The following is a 19417-nucleotide window of genomic DNA, read 5'->3' on the forward strand; positions in this document are numbered from 1 at the left end:
CGATATCTTATTTTGTTAATATTTCTTTATAATTTGGTAAAACCGATTTGAATTTTGCAATCACTGCTTCGAGGCTTTCTTTCGAATTACCTCCTGAAGCGTTAAGATGCCCCCCTCCATTGAAATACAATTTACAGATCTCATTGCAAGGAACTTCTCCAATCGAACGCAAAGATAGTTTAATTTGTTCATTTCTGTCAATAATTAAAGCAGCCAATCGAATTCCTTTGATAGAAAGGGCATAATTGACTAATCCTTCGGTATCACCGGTGATCACTTCAAACTGAGTGAGATCCGCTTTGGTTACATGGATAATGGCGGTGTTATATTCATGGATAACCTCTAGACGATTCAATAGACAGAACCCTAAGAATTTCAGGCGGCTTTCTGACGAGCTATTGTAAATCTCTTCGTGGATAGCCCAGTTTTGTGCACCGCAATCAATGAGTGATGCAATGATGCGGTGAATTTCAGCAGTGGTAGAACGGAAGCGGAAAGAGCCCGTATCGGTCATAATACCGGTATATAGGCATGTCGCCATGTCAGCACTGATATGATCTGGATCTTGCATCTCATGGACTAAGAACCGATAGATCAATTGTGCCGTCGCTGCAGCAGATGGATCCCAAAATGCGTAGTCTTCAAACCCTTCCGGATCTAAATGGTGATCAATCATGCATTTAATTCCTTTCGCTTGACGAATAGGTTCACCCATTTCGTGAATCCGGGCAAGGCCATTAAAATCTAAGCAGAAAATGAATTCAGCTGCGTCAATCTGTTGATTGTGCAGGTCAATATCCTGCGTATAAATTTGTACATTTTCTAAGCCAGGTAACCAATCCAAAAAGGCTGGAAAGTCTGACGGTACAATGAGATTTACGTGGTGTCCTTTCGTGGTCAACCAAAAATATAATCCTAAAGATGAACCCAATGCGTCCCCATCTGGTTTGTAGTGCGTTGTAATTACAATACGTTTTGGTTCAGCTAATAATTCTTTTAATTCTTCCGATTTCAGCATAGTCATATTAAGTCTGCAAACCTACTATAAAAAAATTAGATTAGACAAATTTTTTATAAAGATCTTTTAGCATCTTATAGCGTTTGGTGTTGATTTTAAAAAATTGATTTTCAGGTTTTTAAAACTTATAAACATAGATCTTGAAATCCCGCTTCATGCAGATTAAATAATTGGCATTGTCGCCATAGTTAATCGGTCCATAATAGAACTTTGAAAAACCTTCTACAGGAAATCCCTCCTGGACCAAGCCATCAGATCCGAAAACATAAATCATGCGGTTGTCGGTTCCAACACCTATGATATCAGATTTACCTATTCGTTTAAAAAACAACGGTCTGTTACTGGCCTCTTCGATGAATTTATATTCAAAGTAGGAAGACGAGTCTCTTGAACTGTAGGCATTCAGTTTGTTGTTGGCTAGAATAACAAAATCTCTGTCAGCACCACCGCTAATATCTTCAAAATTAAAGAACGCATCTTTACCCCAATCACCTAGTTTTATTTTTTTGGTTTCGCCTTCGAAAGGAATTTTGAATACGCTGCCTTTATTGTTTGCCAAGTAAATGAAGGAGTTTTTTTCATCCGACGCCGCAACTAAACCAATTGGATTTTTAACACTTTCCCCATCGGTATCCATTGTTTTTTTACGGATGATCTTACCATTTTGATCGAAGAAATACACGGAAGCAGTGCTTGTGCCGGCAATAATATAATTTGTCTGTCCCAGGCTGGTTGTTTTTAGATCGAATAAAATTCGACCATCCACGCTATTATTTTCAAAGCCCTCCACTTTTTTGCCATCCAGGGTATACGCAAGAATGCGGTCTGTTGCCGGAATGTAAATACGTTGTTCTTTATTGAAGGTGGCGATTGTAGCTCCGTAAGTTGCCGAGTATGGAAGTTCAACGGAGAAGCCAGTTCTGTTTTTACCATCGGGCATAAAGCGATACAAGCGGTTTTTTGTAACGGCGACAATACTGAGATCCTGTAACTGAATTGGCTCGCCCAAAATTTCACCTTGGAAGAGGTTTTGCCAGAGTTCTTTTCCATCTGGCGAAAATGCATGTACCGTATGATCTTGTTCTTGAATCAGGATAAACTTGTTCTTCCCATCTTGATCGAAAATCCAAGGTTTATTGATCATTCGGTTCTCCAGCTGGACTGTCCATTCTGGTTTGCCGCCTAATCTCGTATCACTCTTAAAGAGGGCATATAAACTAGACGAAAATGTGCCCTGATTGCCACTCAACTGGTAAGACCAGGAGTAGAAATTTTGAAAGCCATATGCATCCTCATCTTTAAAGTTCTTTGCAAAGTCAGCTTTTAAGTTATCTAGAATATTGCTTTTACCAGCTTTAGGTTCTAAATAGAAAGTCACGTTGCTGCGGCTATTCTGCAATGCTGCATGATTTTTGAAAATAGCCGTTCCGGAAAGAAATTGCTTTTCCCGGAAAGATTCCCGATAATCTCTCAAGATGCCCGTCCGTGTAGCTACCACCATAATGTTATCTACAATGGTAAAATAGGGTCGGGTAAAGCTTTTGAAAGGTTCACCAAATAGCGCATGTAAGAGATTCGAATATTTAAATTGATAGATTGAATCACCTACAGATGAGCTGAATTTCTTGAGATTATCAGCAAACTGCGTTGAATCCGAAATGCTGATCAAACCTATTGCATCCTGATTATCCAATTCCGCGAGCGCAAATTCATCGTTGAAAATTGGCGCGATGATACTGTCAAATGATACTTTGCTGTCTTCTTCAAAGTTCTTTATACTTTTAGCCAATCGGCCGTCTTCTTTTTGCTGTACCAACAAGGCTTTCAGTCCGCTTCGAAAACTATGGGGATCTGAAATACTAAAGTCTATATAAGATGCAGCATTTTTAGGCAGATAATTCCCCAGAGCTTGCACTTGAGCCGTCTGCGTTGCAAATAACTGTAGGTAGCTATTTTTGCTCGCCGTGAGATCTGTTTCACCCTTAAAAATAAAAGCATCCTTTTTGAAATTCATGTTCCAGGACGTTTGGCCCTTCAGCGAATCGATTAAGTTGAGATAAGTGCCAAATTTGGATTTCATCAATATTCGAGCAATTTGCGCCAATTGTTCATTGAAAAAATAGAGACTAAGTGGCGTGTTTTTATTGTTATGGTTTACGAAGAACTCGATTTGTTTGGTACTTATTTTCTTAACCTGTTTATCAAAGATCTGGGAAAGTACCTGTTTGGAGTAGCTGGCGAAAATGATTTCGTGGGAATAAGCGCAATAAAGTGTACTATCCTTGCTGCCTTGATTAAGCCCATAAAATCGTTGCCCTAAGGTGTCAAAAGGTTGTATTTTGTAGTTTTTACCGACGTTTCCAAGTAATGTTGCCAGCGAGTTATTATCAATGCTTTGACCAACCTGAACGCTATATAATGGGGTAATCTGGTCTTTTTCCTGGTGAAAGGAGAGTAATATTTGCTGCCCCGCTACAAGAGGTGCTAACTGTTCACTACGTAATAATTCGTCTTTAAGACGCTCCAGGTTGCCAAAATTGCGTTGACCTATAATGGCTTTAAAGAGCTCATAGTCATTGAAGATCGTATCTACAGTCTGATCATTGGCAAAGGAGGCAATTGCTAATGTACTTTCAGGAAGATATTGTAAAGCTTTAGAATCTTGTTTATTGTTTTTATTGAAGTCTCCAAAAAGATAGATCGTGGCCGCGATGACCGCGATGAATAATATAACAGTGATGATGATTGTTTTTTTCATCCTTTTTATTTTTTTCAATGTCTGATAGGAACTCGAATAAATCGCCACTACCTCGCTGGTCGATGCGATTAAAAATCCAGTTTGATCAGAACAACTATTTATGAGGTACTCATTTTCTTGTCAGCAGAATAAGTACACTAAATTTGTTTTTTTTATGGTGATGAAGCCATCATGCGGCAGATGTTTATCAAGAATATACAAATCTTGCACCTCGTTCAAGATTTCGGTGAGCTGCACGATGCTCATGATGATTCATACGTAAAACAAACCTAATAAAAATATATGGGAAGAGATAGAAAATCGTTCCTATAATGCGCCTTTGTAATATAAATTTAACAAAAAATTCCTTATTTTGCTCTGTTTTTAATACATTTATCGCTAGAAACTCATTTTCAGCATTCACTTTAACATAATGAATAAGAAAATCATTTTAGCCGCTTCGTTGTTGGGAGCATTAGCTGTAATATTAGGGGCCTTTGGTGCTCATGGTCTAGAAGGAAAGGTAAGTACATATCATATTGAAACTTGGAAAACTGCAAATCAGTATCATTTCTATCATACCTTCGCCCTGTTATTTTTATCTACTTTTTCGCGAGCAAAGACGTACTCGATTAAAGTATCATTTATTGCTTTCCTCATTGGTATACTTTTTTTCTCAGGGTCGTTGTATGTCTTAAGTGTGCGAGAAATAACCGGCTTTGGCAATCCGTCTATTTTAGGACCTATCACGCCTTTGGGAGGATTGTCTTTGATCGTTGGCTGGGTTGCGCTATTTATAGCAGCGCTAAAAAATAAATCGTAATCCTATTTAATTGCCTATGTCGATACGAAATCATATTCGTATTTAATCATAACAGAGCCTTCTTGAATAAATTCAGGAAGGCTTTTTTAGGTTACAATGGATTGACCAGTGATCGCTTGGCTTTCACACTCCGATGTCGCTTTGGCGCCGTATGATTGTAGACGGTTTTATGTATTGCCGGAGTCGTTTGACCGCTATTCCTGAAGGTTTTTTTGTACTTTTATACCATAATTTGAATTTATGTCCAATCCACAATCTACGATTTTTAGTGAAAGAGATACGCTGTTTGTTGATGTGGTCCTACCACTAGCATTAGCAAGAACATATACGTATCGTATTCCGGTTGACTGGAACGATCGTGTGCAGGTCGGTGTACGTGTCATCGTGCAATTTGGACGGAATAAGATCTATTCTGCGGTTGTCAAGTCCATTAGCCAGGAAGCACCAAAGCACTATGAAGCAAAGTATATTTTGGACATCATTGATGAAAAACCCATTGTCAATTTAGCTCAGTTTAAACTGTGGGACTGGCTAGCCGATTATTACATGTGTAGTTTGGGCGAAGTCATGCAGGCTGCGCTGCCCTCGGCATTGAAGCTGGCCAGTGAGACCAAAGTCGTTTCATCGATTGGGGAAGAATTTGACCGTTCTACACTTTCAGATAAAGAGTATCTGATTATAGAGGCTTTGGAGGTTGCGGGAGAACTTAAAGTCAATGATATTGTGAAATTGTTGGGACAAAAAACAGTCTTCCCCATATTGAAGCAATTATTTGACAAAGGAATTGTTTTGATTTCTGAAGAGATTACAGAAAGATATAAACCCAAGACCAAAGCATTTTTACGTTTTGCTCCCGACTTTAGAAATGAAGATGCAAAAAGAGAATTGTTGGATAGCTTAAACCGTGCGCCAAAACAACAAGATGCGGTATTGGCATTTATGCAGCTGGTCAAAAAAACCGAGGAAATCACGCGGCCCATGTTGGCTGAGGCCTCGGGCTGTGGTAACGGTGCTATTACGGCTTTGATTGACAAAGGTGTTTTTGAAATAAAGGAAAAGGTTGTATCCCGGTTCCAGGGGGAAGATATCGAACTGGATGCCAATTTTCAATTTAATGAAAATCAGCAAAGGGCCTATGCCGAAATACAAGAGTCGTTTGAAGAGAAGGAAGTTACCCTGTTACATGGTGTTACTGCTTCGGGAAAAACACAGATTTATATACGGCTTATCGAACAAGCAATCGCAGCGGGAAAATCAGCCCTTTATCTACTGCCTGAGATAGCGCTGACAGCACAGATTACGGCGCGCTTAAAGCTGCATTTCGGCGATAAATTGGGGGTGTACCACTCCAAGTTTAATGATAATGAACGTGCCGAGGTATGGCATAAAGTAATGAAAAATGAATTTCAGGTCGTGATTGGGGCCCGTTCTTCAGTTTTTCTGCCCTTTCAGGATTTAGGGATTATCATCGTTGATGAAGAGCACGAAAGCTCCTATAAACAGTTTGATCCAGCTCCACGTTACCATGCCCGAGATACGGCTATTTACCTCGGGTTTCTACATCAGACCAAAGTGCTATTGGGATCAGCGACGCCTTCTTTGGAAAGTTATTACAATGCCAAGGCTAAGAAGTATGGTTTTGTGCAACTGCTTGAGCGTTATGGCAACGCACAATTGCCAAGTATTGAGTTGGTGAATATTCCCGAAGAGGGAAGAAAAGAAAATATGTTTTCCTATTTTTCTGGCACCTTGTTAAAAGCAATTGAAGAAGCCGTAAAAAATAAAGAGCAGGTTATATTATTTCAAAATAGACGTGGGCACACGACAATGATCCAATGTAATACCTGTGGATTCGTTGCAAAATGTGTCAATTGTGATGTCAGCTTAACCTATCACAAGAGCTCTAATATGATGCATTGCCATTATTGTGGTCATGTGGAGCCTCCACTTCGTGTTTGTCCGGCCTGTGGAATGCCGCATATCGAAAGTAAAGGATTCGGTACAGAAAGGGTAGAGGAAGAACTTGAAATCCTGATGCCCGAAATTCGCATCGGTCGGTTGGATCTGGATTCCACAAAAGGTAAATACGGTTTCGATAAAATTATCACGGCTTTTGATGAGCATGAATTTGATGTTCTTATTGGGACGCAAATGGTTGCTAAGGGGCTCGATTTCGGAAGAGTAAGCCTCATCGGTGTTGTCAATGCAGATACGATCATTAACTTTCCGGATTTCCGTTCGTATGAACGATCTTTTTCGTTATTTTCCCAGGTAGCAGGACGTGCAGGTCGGCGTGAAGCAGGCGGAAAAGTGATCATTCAGAGCTACACCACGAATCATCGGGTGTTAGAACAGGTGGTCAATAACGATTATGAAGGGATGTTTATGACGGAAATTACAGAACGAAAAAACTATCTTTATCCTCCTTTCTACCGGCTTATTCGGATTGATATTAAACATACGGATTTTCAGAAATGCTATGATTCGGCCAATCGTTTTGCCTCGGCGCTGCGGCAACAGTTGGGTGCAAGGGTATTGGGACCGGAGCCGCCTTTAGTTTCTCGTGTGCGGAATAATTTTATCCAGACCATTACCTTGAAGATTGAGCGAACAAATATTAGTATTGCAAAGGTCAAGGAATTGATCCGTTCGGTGCTCCTCGATTTTGAAATCGATAAAACCAATGCTGGTGTGCGCGTTCAGGTCGATGTAGATCCCTATTAGTGACAGCTATTGCCCGCATTAACTTGTAAAAACGAGCGTTCTTGGTAAACTTAAATCACATGCGCTTATCGTTTTCTTCGCGGCCAAATTCAAGAGGTCAACGGAGGTTGAGCCTAAGGGAAAGATGATTCGGAAAATAAAGCAAATTAACTTGAAAATACGTACAGTGTTGGTATTGAATTATTTGTGATTAATTCTGTTTAATGTGCCTTTTAAAAGGTAAATTTGAAACATCATGGCGTACAAGTTTATTGATAATTATCGGGAGAAAGGTGCTCGTAAGAAATTGGTTGAACATCTAAAAAGCCGGGGCATTGCGGACCAGAAAGTATTAGATGCCATTGGCAAGGTACCACGTCACTATTTTTTTGATGAAACATTCTGGAATCAGGCCTATCGGGATATTGCTTTTCCAATAGGTGACGGACAAACAATTTCGCAGCCGTATACCGTCGCCTATCAATCTGAACTGCTCCACGTGAAAAAAGGAGATAAAGTACTGGAAATTGGTACGGGATCGGGGTACCAAACCTGTATCTTGTTGGAACTTGGCGCAGAAGTGTATACTATCGAACGTCAGGAAAACCTATATCAACGAACCATTCAAGTGTTGCCCTACATGGGCTATAAACCAAATTTCTTTTTAGGTGATGGCTCCAAGGGAATCGAAGAGCACGCCCCTTATGACAAGATTATTGTCACTGCAGGTGCGCCTTTCGTGCCAGAGGTTATGTTGAAGCAGCTGAAAATGGGCGGAATTTTTGTGATCCCTGTAGGAGACGAAAAATCGCAAAAGATGATGACGATCATTCGGGTAGGTGAAAATGATTTTGACCGTATCGAATTGGATACGTTTCGTTTTGTGCCTTTGGTGGGTGATCAAGCTTGGTAGGAGATCCATTCAACCAGTTCCGATGGCCTCCCCCAAGGTCTGCGAGTGACAATCGAGCCCTTGTTTCATGAGCAGATGCAAAATAGCCATGATTAAATTGAAATGAACGTGAAAGAATAAATATTCACCTTATGACGCCAACTGCAATACAATATGACCAGAAGCATCGCGAAACCGCTTCAACTGTGGTCAAATTAAATAAACAAGTCAACACGCTCAGCTTGTCGCGGCTATTTGTGATACTCGGTGGCGGAGCGTTGTTATTTTATACCTTTCAACTGGAAAGCCTTCCGCTGGTTTTTTTCTGCTTTTTTGGACTATTGTTCCTATTTGCCTATCTGGTGCGGAAGCAGAGCCAGTTAGAGCTTCAGAAGAACTATTTTGAAGCTTATCTGAAAGTTTTGGCAAATGAACAGGCCCTAGCAGAAGGGAAACTAAACATGTATGACCATGGTGAGCATTTCGAAAACGGAGCTCATCCTTATAGCTCCGATATGGATATCTTTGGCACATACTCCTTATTCGCGCAGATAAATCGGGCAACGACCAAACAGGGGATTGATCTTTTGGCTTCTTGGCTTGATGCGCCTCTCCAAAGCAATCAAATTCAACGCAATCAAGAAGCATCACAGGAACTCGAAAATGAATCCGAATGGATATGGGATTTTCAGGCAAAGCTCTTGGCCAATCTGAACCATAAATTGGATATCAAGGCATTTTTGACAAATTACTTTCAAGACCGAAATTTTCAATTCGGAAATGCTTTTATGCGATTTTATATCAAAGCAGGCCCTGTTTTATTTTTGGTCGTTTTAGCGGGCAGCTTTTTCGTGCCAAAATTGGCTGGAGTGGCAACCTTGATAGGACTATTTCATATTCTTTGGGCATTGGCCAAAGCAGGAAGTGTGAGTATGTTCTCGTCGCGAATAGACAAAATTGGTGGCGTGCTGGGATCATATGCAGATGCGATTCAATCGATCGAAGACCACGCATGGAAGTCTATTGCTATGCAGGAGATCGCCGGAGAGCTAAAACAAAACCGGGGAACAGCATCCATTTCCTTTGCCTTTAAAAAACTCGCTGGTCTTATTAACAACTTGGACGCACGGAATAATGTCTTTGTTGGGCTATTTCTAAACCTATTTCTCCTTTGGGACTTTAGACAAGTATTGGCTATTGTTGATTGGAAGAATAAATACGAAAACGAGATTCTGAATTCATTCGATACCTTGGCTAAGGTGGAGGCTGTCACTAGTCTTGCTATTTGGAAGAGAAACCATTCGTCTTATAGTTATCCAGTAATTTTGGATAATCCGCTGGAAAATAAGATTGACGCGCAAGGGTTATATCATCCACTGATCCCAAGCAGTCAGGTCGTCGCCAATGATTACAGTAGTATAGATCATCGTGTTGCTTTGGTAACAGGTTCAAACATGGCTGGAAAGAGTACATTTCTGCGGACAGTAGGTATTAATGCAATTTTGGCTTATGCCGGAGCTGCGGTTGCAGCGACTTCTTTTCAGCTCCCGATTTACAAACTAATATCCTATATGCGCATCAAGGATAACCTGAATGAAAGTACGTCGACATTTAAAGCAGAACTGAATCGGATGAAATTTATATTGGATACAGTTTCAGTACATAGCGATAGCTTTTTTCTAATCGATGAGATGCTTCGTGGAACAAATTCAGTCGACAAATATCTTGGCTCCCGTGCAATCATAAAGAAACTGGTTCGATTGGACGGTAAGGGTATGGTGGCTACACACGACTTACAACTGTCCAGTTTACAAGAGGAATTCCCGGGAGATATCAAAAATTATCATTTTGACATTCGTGTTGATGCGGGGCAGATGCTGTTTGATTATAAGCTGAAGATAGGGGAATGTAAGATATTCAATGCGTCGCTTTTATTGAAAGGTATAGGCGTGGATATTGACGAAAATATGGAATAAAAATGACGGAACTGGAGCTAGATTGGTTTACATTTGTCTCCTCTTAAATCCACTAAATAATACAATAAATGACTTTACAAGAACGTATTGATTTATCAGAAACACATGTTTGCACGACCGTGTTTCCGTTTTTGACAAATCATCACGATACTTTATTCGGCGGCAAGGCGATGTCCATTATGGACGAAGTATCGTTTATGGCTGCGACACGATTTTGCCGCAAAACGTTGGTGACTGTATCGACAGACCGTATTGACTTCAATAAGGCAATTCCTTCCGGAAGTATTATTGAAGCGGTCGCGCGGGTTCAAAATGTAGGCCGGACCAGCTTGAAGGTGAAGGTCGACATATTTTTGGAACATATGTACAAGGAAGGAAGAGAATTGGCCATTGAGGGTGTTTTTACATTTGTTGCCCTTGATGAAAACAGACAGCCAATTCCAGTCCTTGAAGGCTTGGATATTGAATAAAATTTTAGCTTCCGAATGCGGAAACTCAAGGGAGATTTTTTAAAATTATAACATGGAAATGGGTCGCAGATTGCAATGCGACCCTTTTTGTCATTCGTTTCTCTTGATGGGGCGGAGGTCGTTAAGTTCTTCGGCTGTAAATAAACGATAATGAACTTTGAAAGTTTTACCCAGTGGGGTTTCCAATGAGAATCCCCCCGGACCAAATCCATCCAGCACATCGAGTGTGAAATGCGCATGTTTCCAATATTCAAAGAGATCCCGATCCACCCAAAACTCATATCCTTCGGCTAATCCGATCATGGCGTCATTTGTCCTAGGAAAATAACCTCCTTCCTCAAAACACTGTGGCTGTGTACCCTCGCAGCAACCTCCGGCCTGATAAAACATTAATTTACCATGCTTCGCTTCAAGTTCATGAATGAGCTCCCTGGCTTTTTCAGTGATGTCTAGTCTATTGATCATGGTGAAATTCGTTTATGTGTTTTAGCGTTGACGAATAGGAAATTCAGCTGAAGGGGCAGCATTTGCTCCCCCTAAACTCGGGTATCTAGCTGTTCGAAAAGAATACCCGGTACGCTTCAGTTAAAAGAAACCAAGTTTTTCTTTACTGTAGGAAATCAACATATTTTTGGCCTGTCTGTAATGGGCAAGCATCATTTTATGGTTTTCCCGTCCAATTCCTGATTGTTTGTATCCGCCAAATGGGGCACCCGCTGGGTAGGAGTGATACTGATTTACCCAAACACGTCCTGCTTGTATGGCACGTGGGATCTGATAAAGCTGATGTGCATCTCGGGTCCATACACCTGCTCCGAGACCATACATGGTATCGTTGGCGATAGCAATTGCTTCTTGTTCATCCTTGAACGTGGTGACTGCCAACACGGGGCCGAAGATTTCTTCCTGGAAAATACGCATGCTATTATCGCCTTTGAATAGGGTAGGTTTGATGTAGTAGCCTTCTTCAAAACCAGCACCGACATTGTTTTCATCACCGCCGGTCAATACTTCGGCCCCTTCTTCTTTGCCAAGTTTAATATAGGACATAATTTTGTCCTTTTGGATCTTCGATGCCTGAGCACCCATCATTGTTGTTGGGTCTAATGGATCGCCCACTTTGATCTGATTAACCCGATCGACTACTTTAGCGATAAATTTTTCATAAATGTCCTCCTGGATCAGTAAACGAGAAGGACAGGTACAAATTTCGCCCTGATTGAGTGCGAATAATACGGCTCCTTCCACTGCTTTGTCCAAAAATGCATCGTCTGCATCCATAACCGAACTAAAGAAAATATTGGGCGATTTCCCACCCAATTCTAGGGTTACCGGAATGATATTTTCAGTCGCATATTGCATAACCAAACGTCCAGTTGCTGTGGAACCAGTGAATGCTGCTTTGGAAACCTTTGGGTTTGTGACCAAAGAACGACCAAGTTCTGCGCCGAAACCGTTAACGATATTGACTACTCCGGCAGGAATCAGATCACCGATAATCTCCATAAGGACAAGAATGGATGTGGGTGTACTTTCAGCAGGTTTTAATACGACGGTGTTCCCTGCGGCAAGGGCCGGAGCTAGTTTCCATACGGCCATTAGAATCGGGAAATTCCATGGAATAATCTGTGCAACAACTCCGATTGGTTCGTGTACAATCAGTGACACTGTATTGCTGTCCAATTCGCTTATGGACCCCTCTTCAGCGCGGATTACACCAGCAAAATACCTGAAATGGTCGATTGCCAATGGGATATCGGCATTTAATGTTTCACGTACCGCTTTTCCGTTGTCTATCGTTTCAACGGCTGCGATATATGCTAAATTAGCTTCAATGCGGTCAGCAATTTTATTGAGGATAATACTTCGTTCTGTAGCCGAGGTTTGTCCCCAAGTTTCAAAAGCTTTAGCGGCGGTGTCGACAGCGAGATCCAGATCTTCTTTTGTTGAATGGGCAACTTGAGTAAACACTTTTCCATCTACCGGCGAAATATTATCGAAGTATTTTCCTTGAATTGGTGCGACAAATTTACCACCAATGTAGTTGTCATATCGTTCTTTGAACGATGGTCTTTTGATTGCGCTCATATGGTTTATTTATTAATTATTTTTAATCCCTTCTTATCAAAGTTAGCCAGCAATTATTCAATGGTGTAGCAGAATTGATCCAAAACATAGCACAATTGTGGCACATAACTTTCGCTCATAGTTTATTTTATTTATTATATTTGATTGACTGCCAATTATATTTAATTGTTGCACTATGGAAAATAGGACGCTGATTCATACATTGCCATTTTCGCGGAAGGGGGAGCTCAGCACATTAGTGGAGAACCGACGCGCATTTACGTTAGATAGCTTGGAGCTTAATATCTACGAAACATATCGGATATCGCAGCATGTACCTTTATGTTTTGATGATTTGGTTATGATTAATATGATCCAGGGTAAAAAAATCATGCATTTGGAGAATGTAAAGGCTTTTGACTATCTGCCCGGTCAGATGATGGTGTTACCTGCATCGGTGGCTATGCATATTGATTTTCCAGAAGCGACCCTCGACCAGCCCACGCAGTGTACCGCTTTAACAATTCATAGAGAGAAGATAGCAGCAGTCTTAGATTATCTAAATGAGTTTTATCCAAAAGAACATGTCAATCAATGGCGGCTTGATCCGGAGTTTTTTCACCTGTACAATTCGACTGAGCTTGCCGATCTGGTGAACAAGTTGTTTCAGATCATTATTAGTGAAAATCCGTTGAAAGATGTGCTTGCAGATCTGACCTTTAAAGAGCTTACGATTCGGCTACTTCAGTCACAGTCGATGATGGCATTAAAAATTGGGAAGTCGCCCAACAAAGTACTGTTACACGTGCAGGAATTTATTCAGAAACATATTACCGAGAAAATTTCAATTGGTCTATTGGAGCGGACTGCTCACATGAGCAAAGCGAGCCTTACGCGGATGTTTAACCGTGAACTTGGACTTAGTCCAATGGAGTATGTGATCCAACAGCGTATCGAGAAGGCAAAAAAGATGCTTTTACTCACCCGTAATGTAAAGGAGTCGTGCTATGGGGCAGGATTTAATGATGTCAACTACTTTGTTCGGCTTTTTAAAAGCAGGGTAGGCATGACGCCAGGCGCATTTGTCCTGGCGCGTTAACCTAAAATTTCATCACGCGATCAAGCTCACGTTTAACATCTCTTTCTTTGATGTTTTCTCGTTTGTCAAAATCTTTTTTACCCTGTGCCAAGGCAATTTCAACTTTGGCAAACCCCCGGGCACTGATAAAGATGCGTAGGGGTACAATGGTAAAACCACGTTCTTCCCCTTTCTCTTTCAGTTTTTTTAATTCTCTTTTTGTCAATAGCAGTTGACGGTCGCGTTTTGCTTCATGGTTATAGAAAGATCCCATGGAATATTCGGCAATGTGCATGTTACGGATGTATAATCCGTCCTCAAAAAAACTACAGAAACTATCGTTAATATTTGCCTTTCCTTCGCGTATGGATTTTATTTCTGTACCCAATAATCGAATTCCTGCAATGTACTTGTCCAGTAAGTGGTATTCAAAAGAAGCTTTTTTATTTTTTATATTGATATCTGAAGATAAAGCCATATATTGTTGTATATTAGTAAGTCTATACCATTGCTATTGCAATGAACCTAAATGTAACTAATTATAGGATAATTTAAAGTTCGCAAATATAATTATTAAAATTGTCTTATTTTAAAGTAGAATTGTGTGGGGCGGATGTTAGCGGAGTATTAAAATAAAATTAACTGTTTTGGGCGATGTGTTAAAAATATGACTAAATTTAAGTGAAAGTCAGATTATGTTTTCGTATGTTTGCAACGTTTTTTGGAATTATTGTGAATATATACAACGTAGCATTTCAACTTACATTGTGGATATAGCAGATTTTTAGTCGGAGACCGAGTTTTTTATATAAAAGTCCAATTCGATAATTTTGTTTGTTACAATAACATCTAAAAGTTAGAAATAGTTTTAGAAATACATTTTTATCGCATGAGTAAAGGAAAGTTAGGCGAGAAAATATCGCAATTTAAGATTGTTGAGGAGTTGAAAGCTAAGGGCTTATATGCCTATTTTAGACCTATTCAATCAAAACAAGATACCGAAGTAAAAATCGATGGTAGACGTGTGTTGATGTTTGGTTCTAACTCTTATTTAGGGTTAACGACTGATACACGTATTATAAAAGCAGCGCAAGATGCTTTGGAAAAGTATGGTACTGGATGTGCTGGATCTCGTTTCTTAAACGGTACGTTGGATATTCACGTGGAACTGGAAGAAAAATTATCTGCTTATGTAGGTAAAGAAGCCGCTATTCTGTTTAGTACAGGATTCCAATCAAATCTAGGGCCTTTGTCATGTCTAATGGGACGTAATGATTATATTTTGTTGGATGAGCGTGACCACGCATCAATTATTGATGGTAGCCGTTTGTCTTTTTCCAAAGTAATCAAATACGGACACAATAATATGGAGGACTTACGTGCTAAGTTATCACGCCTACCTGAGGATAGTGCGAAGTTAATTTGTACGGATGGTATCTTTAGTATGGAGGGGGATATTGTTAATTTGCCTGAACTTACGTCGATTGCCAATGAGTTTGATGCTGCAGTAATGGTCGACGATGCACACAGTTTAGGTGTTATTGGGCACAAAGGAGCTGGTACAGCTTCTCATTTTGGGCTTAATGATGATGTAGACTTGATTATGGGTACATTTAGTAAATCGTTAGCATCTTTAGGTGGATTTGTCGCAGGTGATGCAGATGTGATCGATTTCTTAAAACACAATGCGCGCTCTGTGATGTTCAGTGCTTCAATGACTCCAGCTTCGGTTGCTTCAACATTGAAAGCTTTGGAAATTATTCAAAATGAGCCTGAGCATATTGAAAAATTATGGAAAAACACAGATTATGCCAAAGCACAATTACTGGATCATGGGTTTGATCTAGGTGCTACGGAAAGTCCTATTTTACCAATCTTTATTCGTAGCAATGAAAAAACGTTCTGGGTAACTAAAATGCTCCAAGATGATGGTGTATTTGTTAATCCAGTTGTTTCTCCAGCAGTTCCTGCAGAAGAGTCTTTGATTCGTTTTTCATTGATGGCGACACATACTTATGACCAAATCGACGAGGCTATTGAGAAGATGGTTAAAGTATTCAAACAAGCTGAAGTTGAAACATTAATATAAAATCTAATCGTATGATTCAGATTATACCCGTTGAAACAAAGAAACAAAGACGGCTCTTTATAGATTTCCCTCATAGTCTCTATGAGGGAAATCCTAATTATGTACCTGCCTTATTTCTTGAACAAAACGATTTGCTTTCCCCTGACAAGCATCCCTTTTATAAACATTCCCAAGCACAACCTTTTCTAGCTTATCGTAACGATAAGATTGTCGGTCGTATATGTGCCATCTGGAACAATAACCATAATGCTTTCAATCATGTGAATGAAGGGCAGTGGGGTTTTTTCGATTGTATAGATGATCAAGAAGTCGCAAACGCGTTATTTGAGACTGCAGAGAAATGGGTTAAAGCTAAAGGAGGGGATACGATCGTTGGGCCGATCAATTTATCAACCAATGATACCGTTGGTTTATTGGTTGACGGTTTTGATAAGCCTCCAGTAGCCATGATGCCCTACAATTCACCGTATTACATCGACTTGATTACCAATTCGGGTTATGGACATAAAGTGGATTTGAGAGCTTACTTGGTCATGGAAAAGTCGGCGGATAAACGTTCAGTCATGCTTTTGGATAGACTGGAAGAGCGTTTGAAAAGATCTGGCATTACATTGCGTCAATTCAATGTGAAGGATTTTAAAAACGAGGCAGCAAAAGTTCGTGATATTTATAATAGAGCATGGGATAAAAATTCGGGTTTTGTTCCGATGACAGAGGACGAATTTAATTATACGGCCAAAGATCTAAAAATGATTCTCGATCCACGTTTTGCTATCGTTGCGGAGAAAGATGGTGAGCTTGTTGGCTTTGGTCTAGGGATACCTGATATCAATCAAATCCTTATCAAAGTGAAGCGAGGACGTCTACTTCCTACGGGTATTTTTAAATTGTTATTTGGAAAGAAAAAAATCAACTTGCTTCGTGTACTCATGTTAGGGGTATTGGAAGACTACCGTAAACTTGGTATTGAAGCATGTCTGTATGGCCGAATTATAAAAGAATCAAAAGATTCTAATATCAAAGGGGCCGAATGTTCGTGGATGTTGGAGCATAATTACATGATGAACCACGCTATAGAACAAATGAATGGAGAATTGTACAAACGTTATCGTTTGTATCAAAAATCATTATGATAGAAAAAGTATTAATCACCGGAGCGAGTGGTTTTGTAGGCTATCATTTGACAAGAGCAGCGAAAGAGGCGGGGATGGAAGTTCATGCCGCGGTGAGGAAGTCAAGTGATGTTTCAGAAATTCGCTCCGTTGTAGATAAATTTGTTTATCCGGATTTCTCTGATGAAGAGTCTATCAGCGAATTACTGGAAGCGGAAAACTATACCTATGTTGTTCATGCTGCGGCAATGACTCGTGCCAAGCACGAAGAAGATCTCGAAAAGGTCAACGTTGGTTATACAAAAAACTTGGCATCTGCTTGTTTTTATTTAAAAACTCCCATCAAAAGATTTGTTTTCGTTAGTAGTCTTGCGGCAATCGGTCCTGTTAGCTACGATGCTAACCTTATCGATGAGAGCAATCCCTATCGCCCTGTTACGGCCTATGGTCGTAGTAAACGGAAAGCGGAGCTCGCCTTGGATGATTTTAGAGATCAGCCACTAACGATTTTGCGCCCCACTGCAGTATACGGCCCTCGTGAAAAAGATATTTTTATTGTTTTTAAAACAATGAATGGCGGCCTGGATGCCTATGTTGGCCGCTCTCCTCAAAAGCTTAGCTTTATTTATGTTGCTGACCTGGTGCAGGCGATCATTCATGCCTGTCGTTTTGATCAAGGAGGAAAGCAGGTGTATAACCTCAGTGATGGGCAGGTGTATGGCCGTTATGAGTTGGCTAGATTTTTCAAAGAGTTTAGCCAAAAGAAAATGATTCGTATGCATATTCCTTTTGGTGTCGTGAAGACTATCGCGGTTATTTTTGAACGATTGTATAAAAAATCTAAAGCAATACCTGTGCTATATCCGGAGCGACTGAATGAACTTACAGCTGAAAACTGGGGCTGTGATATCTCGGCGGCTCAACGTCAGCTACAATACCAACCTAAATATGATTTGAAGAAAGGCTTAATGGAGGCATTGGCTTGGTATAAAGAAAATAAATGGCTATAATCGCAGATAATGAGTGAGTTAAAAATAAATAAAAAACTTTTTCAGGATAGAAAGAGAACAAATATCTTAAGTGAACCCGAACAAAAACTTATTTCGTACGTCGTACCTCGAATTCCAAATTGGATTACCTCGGATGGACTTACGGCAATTGGATTTTTAGGCTCCTTAATGATATTGGGGAGTTTTATCTTGGCTGAATATGTTGATATTCGCTATTTGCTTCTAGGGATCCCTGGTTTCTTTGTGCAGTGGTTTGGTGATTCATTAGATGGTCGTATCGCATTCTACCGTAATAAATCCCGTCGCTGGTACGGTTTCGCGTTGGATATTGTAATGGATTGGATTAGTACGGTTTTTATAGGATTGGGGTATGTGCTGTATACCGTGGGTGATTTTAAGTATCTGGGATTTACATTGGTCGCATTGTATGGCTGGGCAATGATTATTTCTCAGCTCAGGTATAGAATTACCGATAAGTATACGATAGACGCCGGAATTTTGGGGCCTACTGAAATTCGGGTGATTATTTCATTGGTTATGTTATTTGAAGTTTTAATGCCTGGGTCTATTAATTGGTGTGTACTGTTAATTTGTATCGCACTTTTTATAATTAATACAAATGATACACGCCTACTTCTTAAATTAGGCGATGAAAAAGATAAAGCGGATAAACTGAAAAAACAACAGGAGGAGGCTATTTAACGATGTCTTCAAAAGTTATTACTTTTTTAAAAGCCCAACTCTCCGCCTTTTTAGGCGGATTGTTTGATTTTGGAGTATACTCTGCTTGCTATAAGCTACTTCATATCAGTGCTCCTTTTTCCAATGTAATTAGTGGTAGCCTTGGTGCTGTTGTTAATTTTTTGATCAATCGATACTGGTCCTTCGGTAGCACGCAAAAGTCTGTCGGCAGTCAGTTATGGAAATTTGTGATCGTCGTTTGTGGTAGTATTACATTGAAGTCTACAGGAATTCATTTTCTGGTCGATGTATATCATGTAAACTTTTTGTTTTCGAAACTAGTTGTTGAGTTGCTTGTTTCTTTGGGTTTCAACTATACGCTTCAGCGTTTTTGGGTTTTTAAAGCTGAAGAGAAATCGTAATTTCCTTATTTTTTACGAATCAGCTTTAGCTGTTTTCAGTTCCATTTCTTTTTCTGTTTCTTTCGATTTCTCGTGCTCTTATGTTACCAAGATTTGTTTTGATAGGATGTTAGTCGAGCTGTTGGTTTAGGTTAAAAGAGCTTTTTAACAGCCTATAGTTGCGCTAATCCTGCAAGTTGCTGTTAGTGACCGATCTGTAAGGGTAATTCAACTTTGACGCTAGGTTGCATGACGAGCTGCAATATATTGCTCATTGTATAGCTGTCGTGTTTATTTCGCTTTTGTTTACTCTAGATTTTACCTAGTATAAAGTTAGCTTTTGCTTAGCTACAACCTATA

General features: G+C 40.0%; 16 protein-coding genes. 11 read left to right on the forward strand and 5 right to left on the reverse strand.

The annotated features are described in order from the left end of the window. Positions 1-7: 7 nt before the first annotated feature. Both B3H30_RS08410 and B3H30_RS08415 read right to left on the reverse strand, forming a co-directional pair. Positions 8-1018, reverse strand: a complete 1011-nt coding sequence (locus tag B3H30_RS08410) for a DHH family phosphoesterase (RefSeq protein ID WP_286727311.1) — start codon at positions 1016-1018, stop codon at positions 8-10. Positions 1019-1136: 118 nt separating this feature from the next. Then, a complete protein-coding gene (locus B3H30_RS08415) occupies positions 1137-3776 on the reverse strand; it encodes a hypothetical protein (protein WP_286833898.1) in 2640 nt (879 codons plus the stop codon). A 412-nt stretch (positions 3777-4188) separates the two neighbouring features. Here B3H30_RS08415 and B3H30_RS08420 point away from each other — a divergent pair, with 412 nt between their 5' ends. The 5 genes from B3H30_RS08420 to B3H30_RS08440 all read left to right on the forward strand — a co-directional run bounded on the left by B3H30_RS08420 (position 4189) and on the right by B3H30_RS08440 (position 10619). Next, entirely contained in the window at positions 4189-4578 is a 390-nt protein-coding gene (locus tag B3H30_RS08420) for a DUF423 domain-containing protein (RefSeq protein WP_046672738.1), read from the forward strand. Between the two features lie 240 nt (positions 4579-4818). Continuing rightward, positions 4819-7302, forward strand: a complete 2484-nt coding sequence (gene priA, locus B3H30_RS08425; protein ID WP_286833900.1) for a replication restart helicase PriA — start codon at positions 4819-4821, stop codon at positions 7300-7302. A gap of 235 nt (positions 7303-7537) precedes the next feature. Continuing rightward, positions 7538-8194 carry a protein-L-isoaspartate(D-aspartate) O-methyltransferase gene (locus tag B3H30_RS08430; protein ID WP_046672736.1) on the forward strand — a complete coding sequence of 219 codons (657 nt, stop codon included), beginning with the start codon at positions 7538-7540 and terminating at the stop codon, positions 8192-8194. Positions 8195-8325: 131 nt separating this feature from the next. After that, positions 8326-10149, forward strand: a complete 1824-nt coding sequence (locus B3H30_RS08435; RefSeq protein WP_115046637.1) for a MutS-related protein — start codon at positions 8326-8328, stop codon at positions 10147-10149. Positions 10150-10217: 68 nt separating this feature from the next. Further along, complete coding sequence (locus B3H30_RS08440; RefSeq protein ID WP_070561224.1) at positions 10218-10619, forward strand: acyl-CoA thioesterase; 402 nt, start codon at positions 10218-10220, stop codon at positions 10617-10619. Positions 10620-10709: 90 nt separating this feature from the next. Here B3H30_RS08440 and B3H30_RS08445 read toward each other — a convergent pair whose 3' ends face one another. Then, a complete protein-coding gene (locus tag B3H30_RS08445) occupies positions 10710-11084 on the reverse strand; it encodes a DUF779 domain-containing protein (protein ID WP_112374846.1) in 375 nt (124 codons plus the stop codon). Between the two features lie 120 nt (positions 11085-11204). Beyond that, positions 11205-12707, reverse strand: coding sequence for an aldehyde dehydrogenase family protein (locus B3H30_RS08450; RefSeq protein WP_286709679.1), 1503 nt, complete (start codon positions 12705-12707; stop codon positions 11205-11207). Positions 12708-12882: 175 nt separating this feature from the next. Here B3H30_RS08450 and B3H30_RS08455 point away from each other — a divergent pair, with 175 nt between their 5' ends. Next, on the forward strand, positions 12883-13785 hold the full coding sequence (locus tag B3H30_RS08455) for an AraC family transcriptional regulator (RefSeq protein WP_046672732.1): 903 nt from the start codon (positions 12883-12885) through the stop codon (positions 13783-13785). A 1-nt stretch (position 13786) separates the two neighbouring features. Here the strand turns inward: B3H30_RS08455 and smpB are convergent, their stop codons facing one another. Beyond that, the gene (smpB, locus tag B3H30_RS08460; RefSeq protein ID WP_046672731.1) at positions 13787-14242 is read right to left on the reverse strand and encodes an SsrA-binding protein SmpB; all 456 of its coding nucleotides are present in this window, start codon (positions 14240-14242) and stop codon (positions 13787-13789) included. Between the two features lie 411 nt (positions 14243-14653). Between smpB and spt the strand changes: the two genes are divergently transcribed. From spt to B3H30_RS08485, 5 genes are read left to right on the forward strand one after another with little or no spacing between them, the layout of a single operon-like run. Further along, positions 14654-15853 carry a serine palmitoyltransferase gene (gene spt, locus B3H30_RS08465; protein ID WP_046672730.1) on the forward strand — a complete coding sequence of 400 codons (1200 nt, stop codon included), beginning with the start codon at positions 14654-14656 and terminating at the stop codon, positions 15851-15853. Positions 15854-15864: 11 nt separating this feature from the next. Next, entirely contained in the window at positions 15865-16986 is a 1122-nt protein-coding gene (locus B3H30_RS08470; protein ID WP_088162962.1) for a hypothetical protein, read from the forward strand. Continuing rightward, positions 16983-17975 (forward strand): NAD-dependent epimerase/dehydratase family protein, encoded by a 993-nt coding sequence (locus B3H30_RS08475; RefSeq protein ID WP_070561221.1) that lies wholly within the window; start codon positions 16983-16985, stop codon positions 17973-17975. The genes B3H30_RS08470 and B3H30_RS08475 overlap by 4 nt, the downstream gene beginning before the upstream one ends. 9 nt (positions 17976-17984) lie before the next feature. Continuing rightward, positions 17985-18677, forward strand: a complete 693-nt coding sequence (locus tag B3H30_RS08480) for a CDP-alcohol phosphatidyltransferase family protein (protein WP_112374844.1) — start codon at positions 17985-17987, stop codon at positions 18675-18677. 2 nt (positions 18678-18679) lie between these two features. After that, entirely contained in the window at positions 18680-19078 is a 399-nt protein-coding gene (locus B3H30_RS08485) for a GtrA family protein (protein WP_112374843.1), read from the forward strand. The last annotated feature ends 339 nt before the right edge of the window (positions 19079-19417 follow it).

Source organism: Sphingobacterium sp. UBA7038, from assembly GCF_002494055.1.
Taxonomy (GTDB): Bacteria; Bacteroidota; Bacteroidia; order Sphingobacteriales; family Sphingobacteriaceae; genus Sphingobacterium; species Sphingobacterium multivorum.

What these genes read in the sequence shown, in the direction of transcription:
- B3H30_RS08440 (WP_070561224.1), top strand. Translation starts at nt 10,218, where the DNA reads ATGACTTTACAAGAACGTATTGATTTATCAGAAACACATGTTTGCACG.
- B3H30_RS08485 (WP_112374843.1), top strand. Translation starts at nt 18,680, where the DNA reads ATGTCTTCAAAAGTTATTACTTTTTTAAAAGCCCAACTCTCCGCCTTT.
- B3H30_RS08435 (WP_115046637.1), top strand. Translation starts at nt 8,326, where the DNA reads ATGACGCCAACTGCAATACAATATGACCAGAAGCATCGCGAAACCGCT.
- spt (WP_046672730.1), top strand. Translation starts at nt 14,654, where the DNA reads ATGAGTAAAGGAAAGTTAGGCGAGAAAATATCGCAATTTAAGATTGTT.
- B3H30_RS08415 (WP_286833898.1), bottom strand. Translation starts at nt 3,776, where the DNA reads ATGAAAAAAACAATCATCATCACTGTTATATTATTCATCGCGGTCATC.
- B3H30_RS08410 (WP_286727311.1), bottom strand. Translation starts at nt 1,018, where the DNA reads ATGCTGAAATCGGAAGAATTAAAAGAATTATTAGCTGAACCAAAACGT.
- B3H30_RS08455 (WP_046672732.1), top strand. Translation starts at nt 12,883, where the DNA reads ATGGAAAATAGGACGCTGATTCATACATTGCCATTTTCGCGGAAGGGG.
- priA (WP_286833900.1), top strand. Translation starts at nt 4,819, where the DNA reads ATGTCCAATCCACAATCTACGATTTTTAGTGAAAGAGATACGCTGTTT.
- B3H30_RS08470 (WP_088162962.1), top strand. Translation starts at nt 15,865, where the DNA reads ATGATTCAGATTATACCCGTTGAAACAAAGAAACAAAGACGGCTCTTT.
- B3H30_RS08420 (WP_046672738.1), top strand. Translation starts at nt 4,189, where the DNA reads ATGAATAAGAAAATCATTTTAGCCGCTTCGTTGTTGGGAGCATTAGCT.
- B3H30_RS08445 (WP_112374846.1), bottom strand. Translation starts at nt 11,084, where the DNA reads ATGATCAATAGACTAGACATCACTGAAAAAGCCAGGGAGCTCATTCAT.
- B3H30_RS08430 (WP_046672736.1), top strand. Translation starts at nt 7,538, where the DNA reads ATGGCGTACAAGTTTATTGATAATTATCGGGAGAAAGGTGCTCGTAAG.
- B3H30_RS08480 (WP_112374844.1), top strand. Translation starts at nt 17,985, where the DNA reads ATGAGTGAGTTAAAAATAAATAAAAAACTTTTTCAGGATAGAAAGAGA.
- B3H30_RS08475 (WP_070561221.1), top strand. Translation starts at nt 16,983, where the DNA reads ATGATAGAAAAAGTATTAATCACCGGAGCGAGTGGTTTTGTAGGCTAT.
- smpB (WP_046672731.1), bottom strand. Translation starts at nt 14,242, where the DNA reads ATGGCTTTATCTTCAGATATCAATATAAAAAATAAAAAAGCTTCTTTT.
- B3H30_RS08450 (WP_286709679.1), bottom strand. Translation starts at nt 12,707, where the DNA reads ATGAGCGCAATCAAAAGACCATCGTTCAAAGAACGATATGACAACTAC.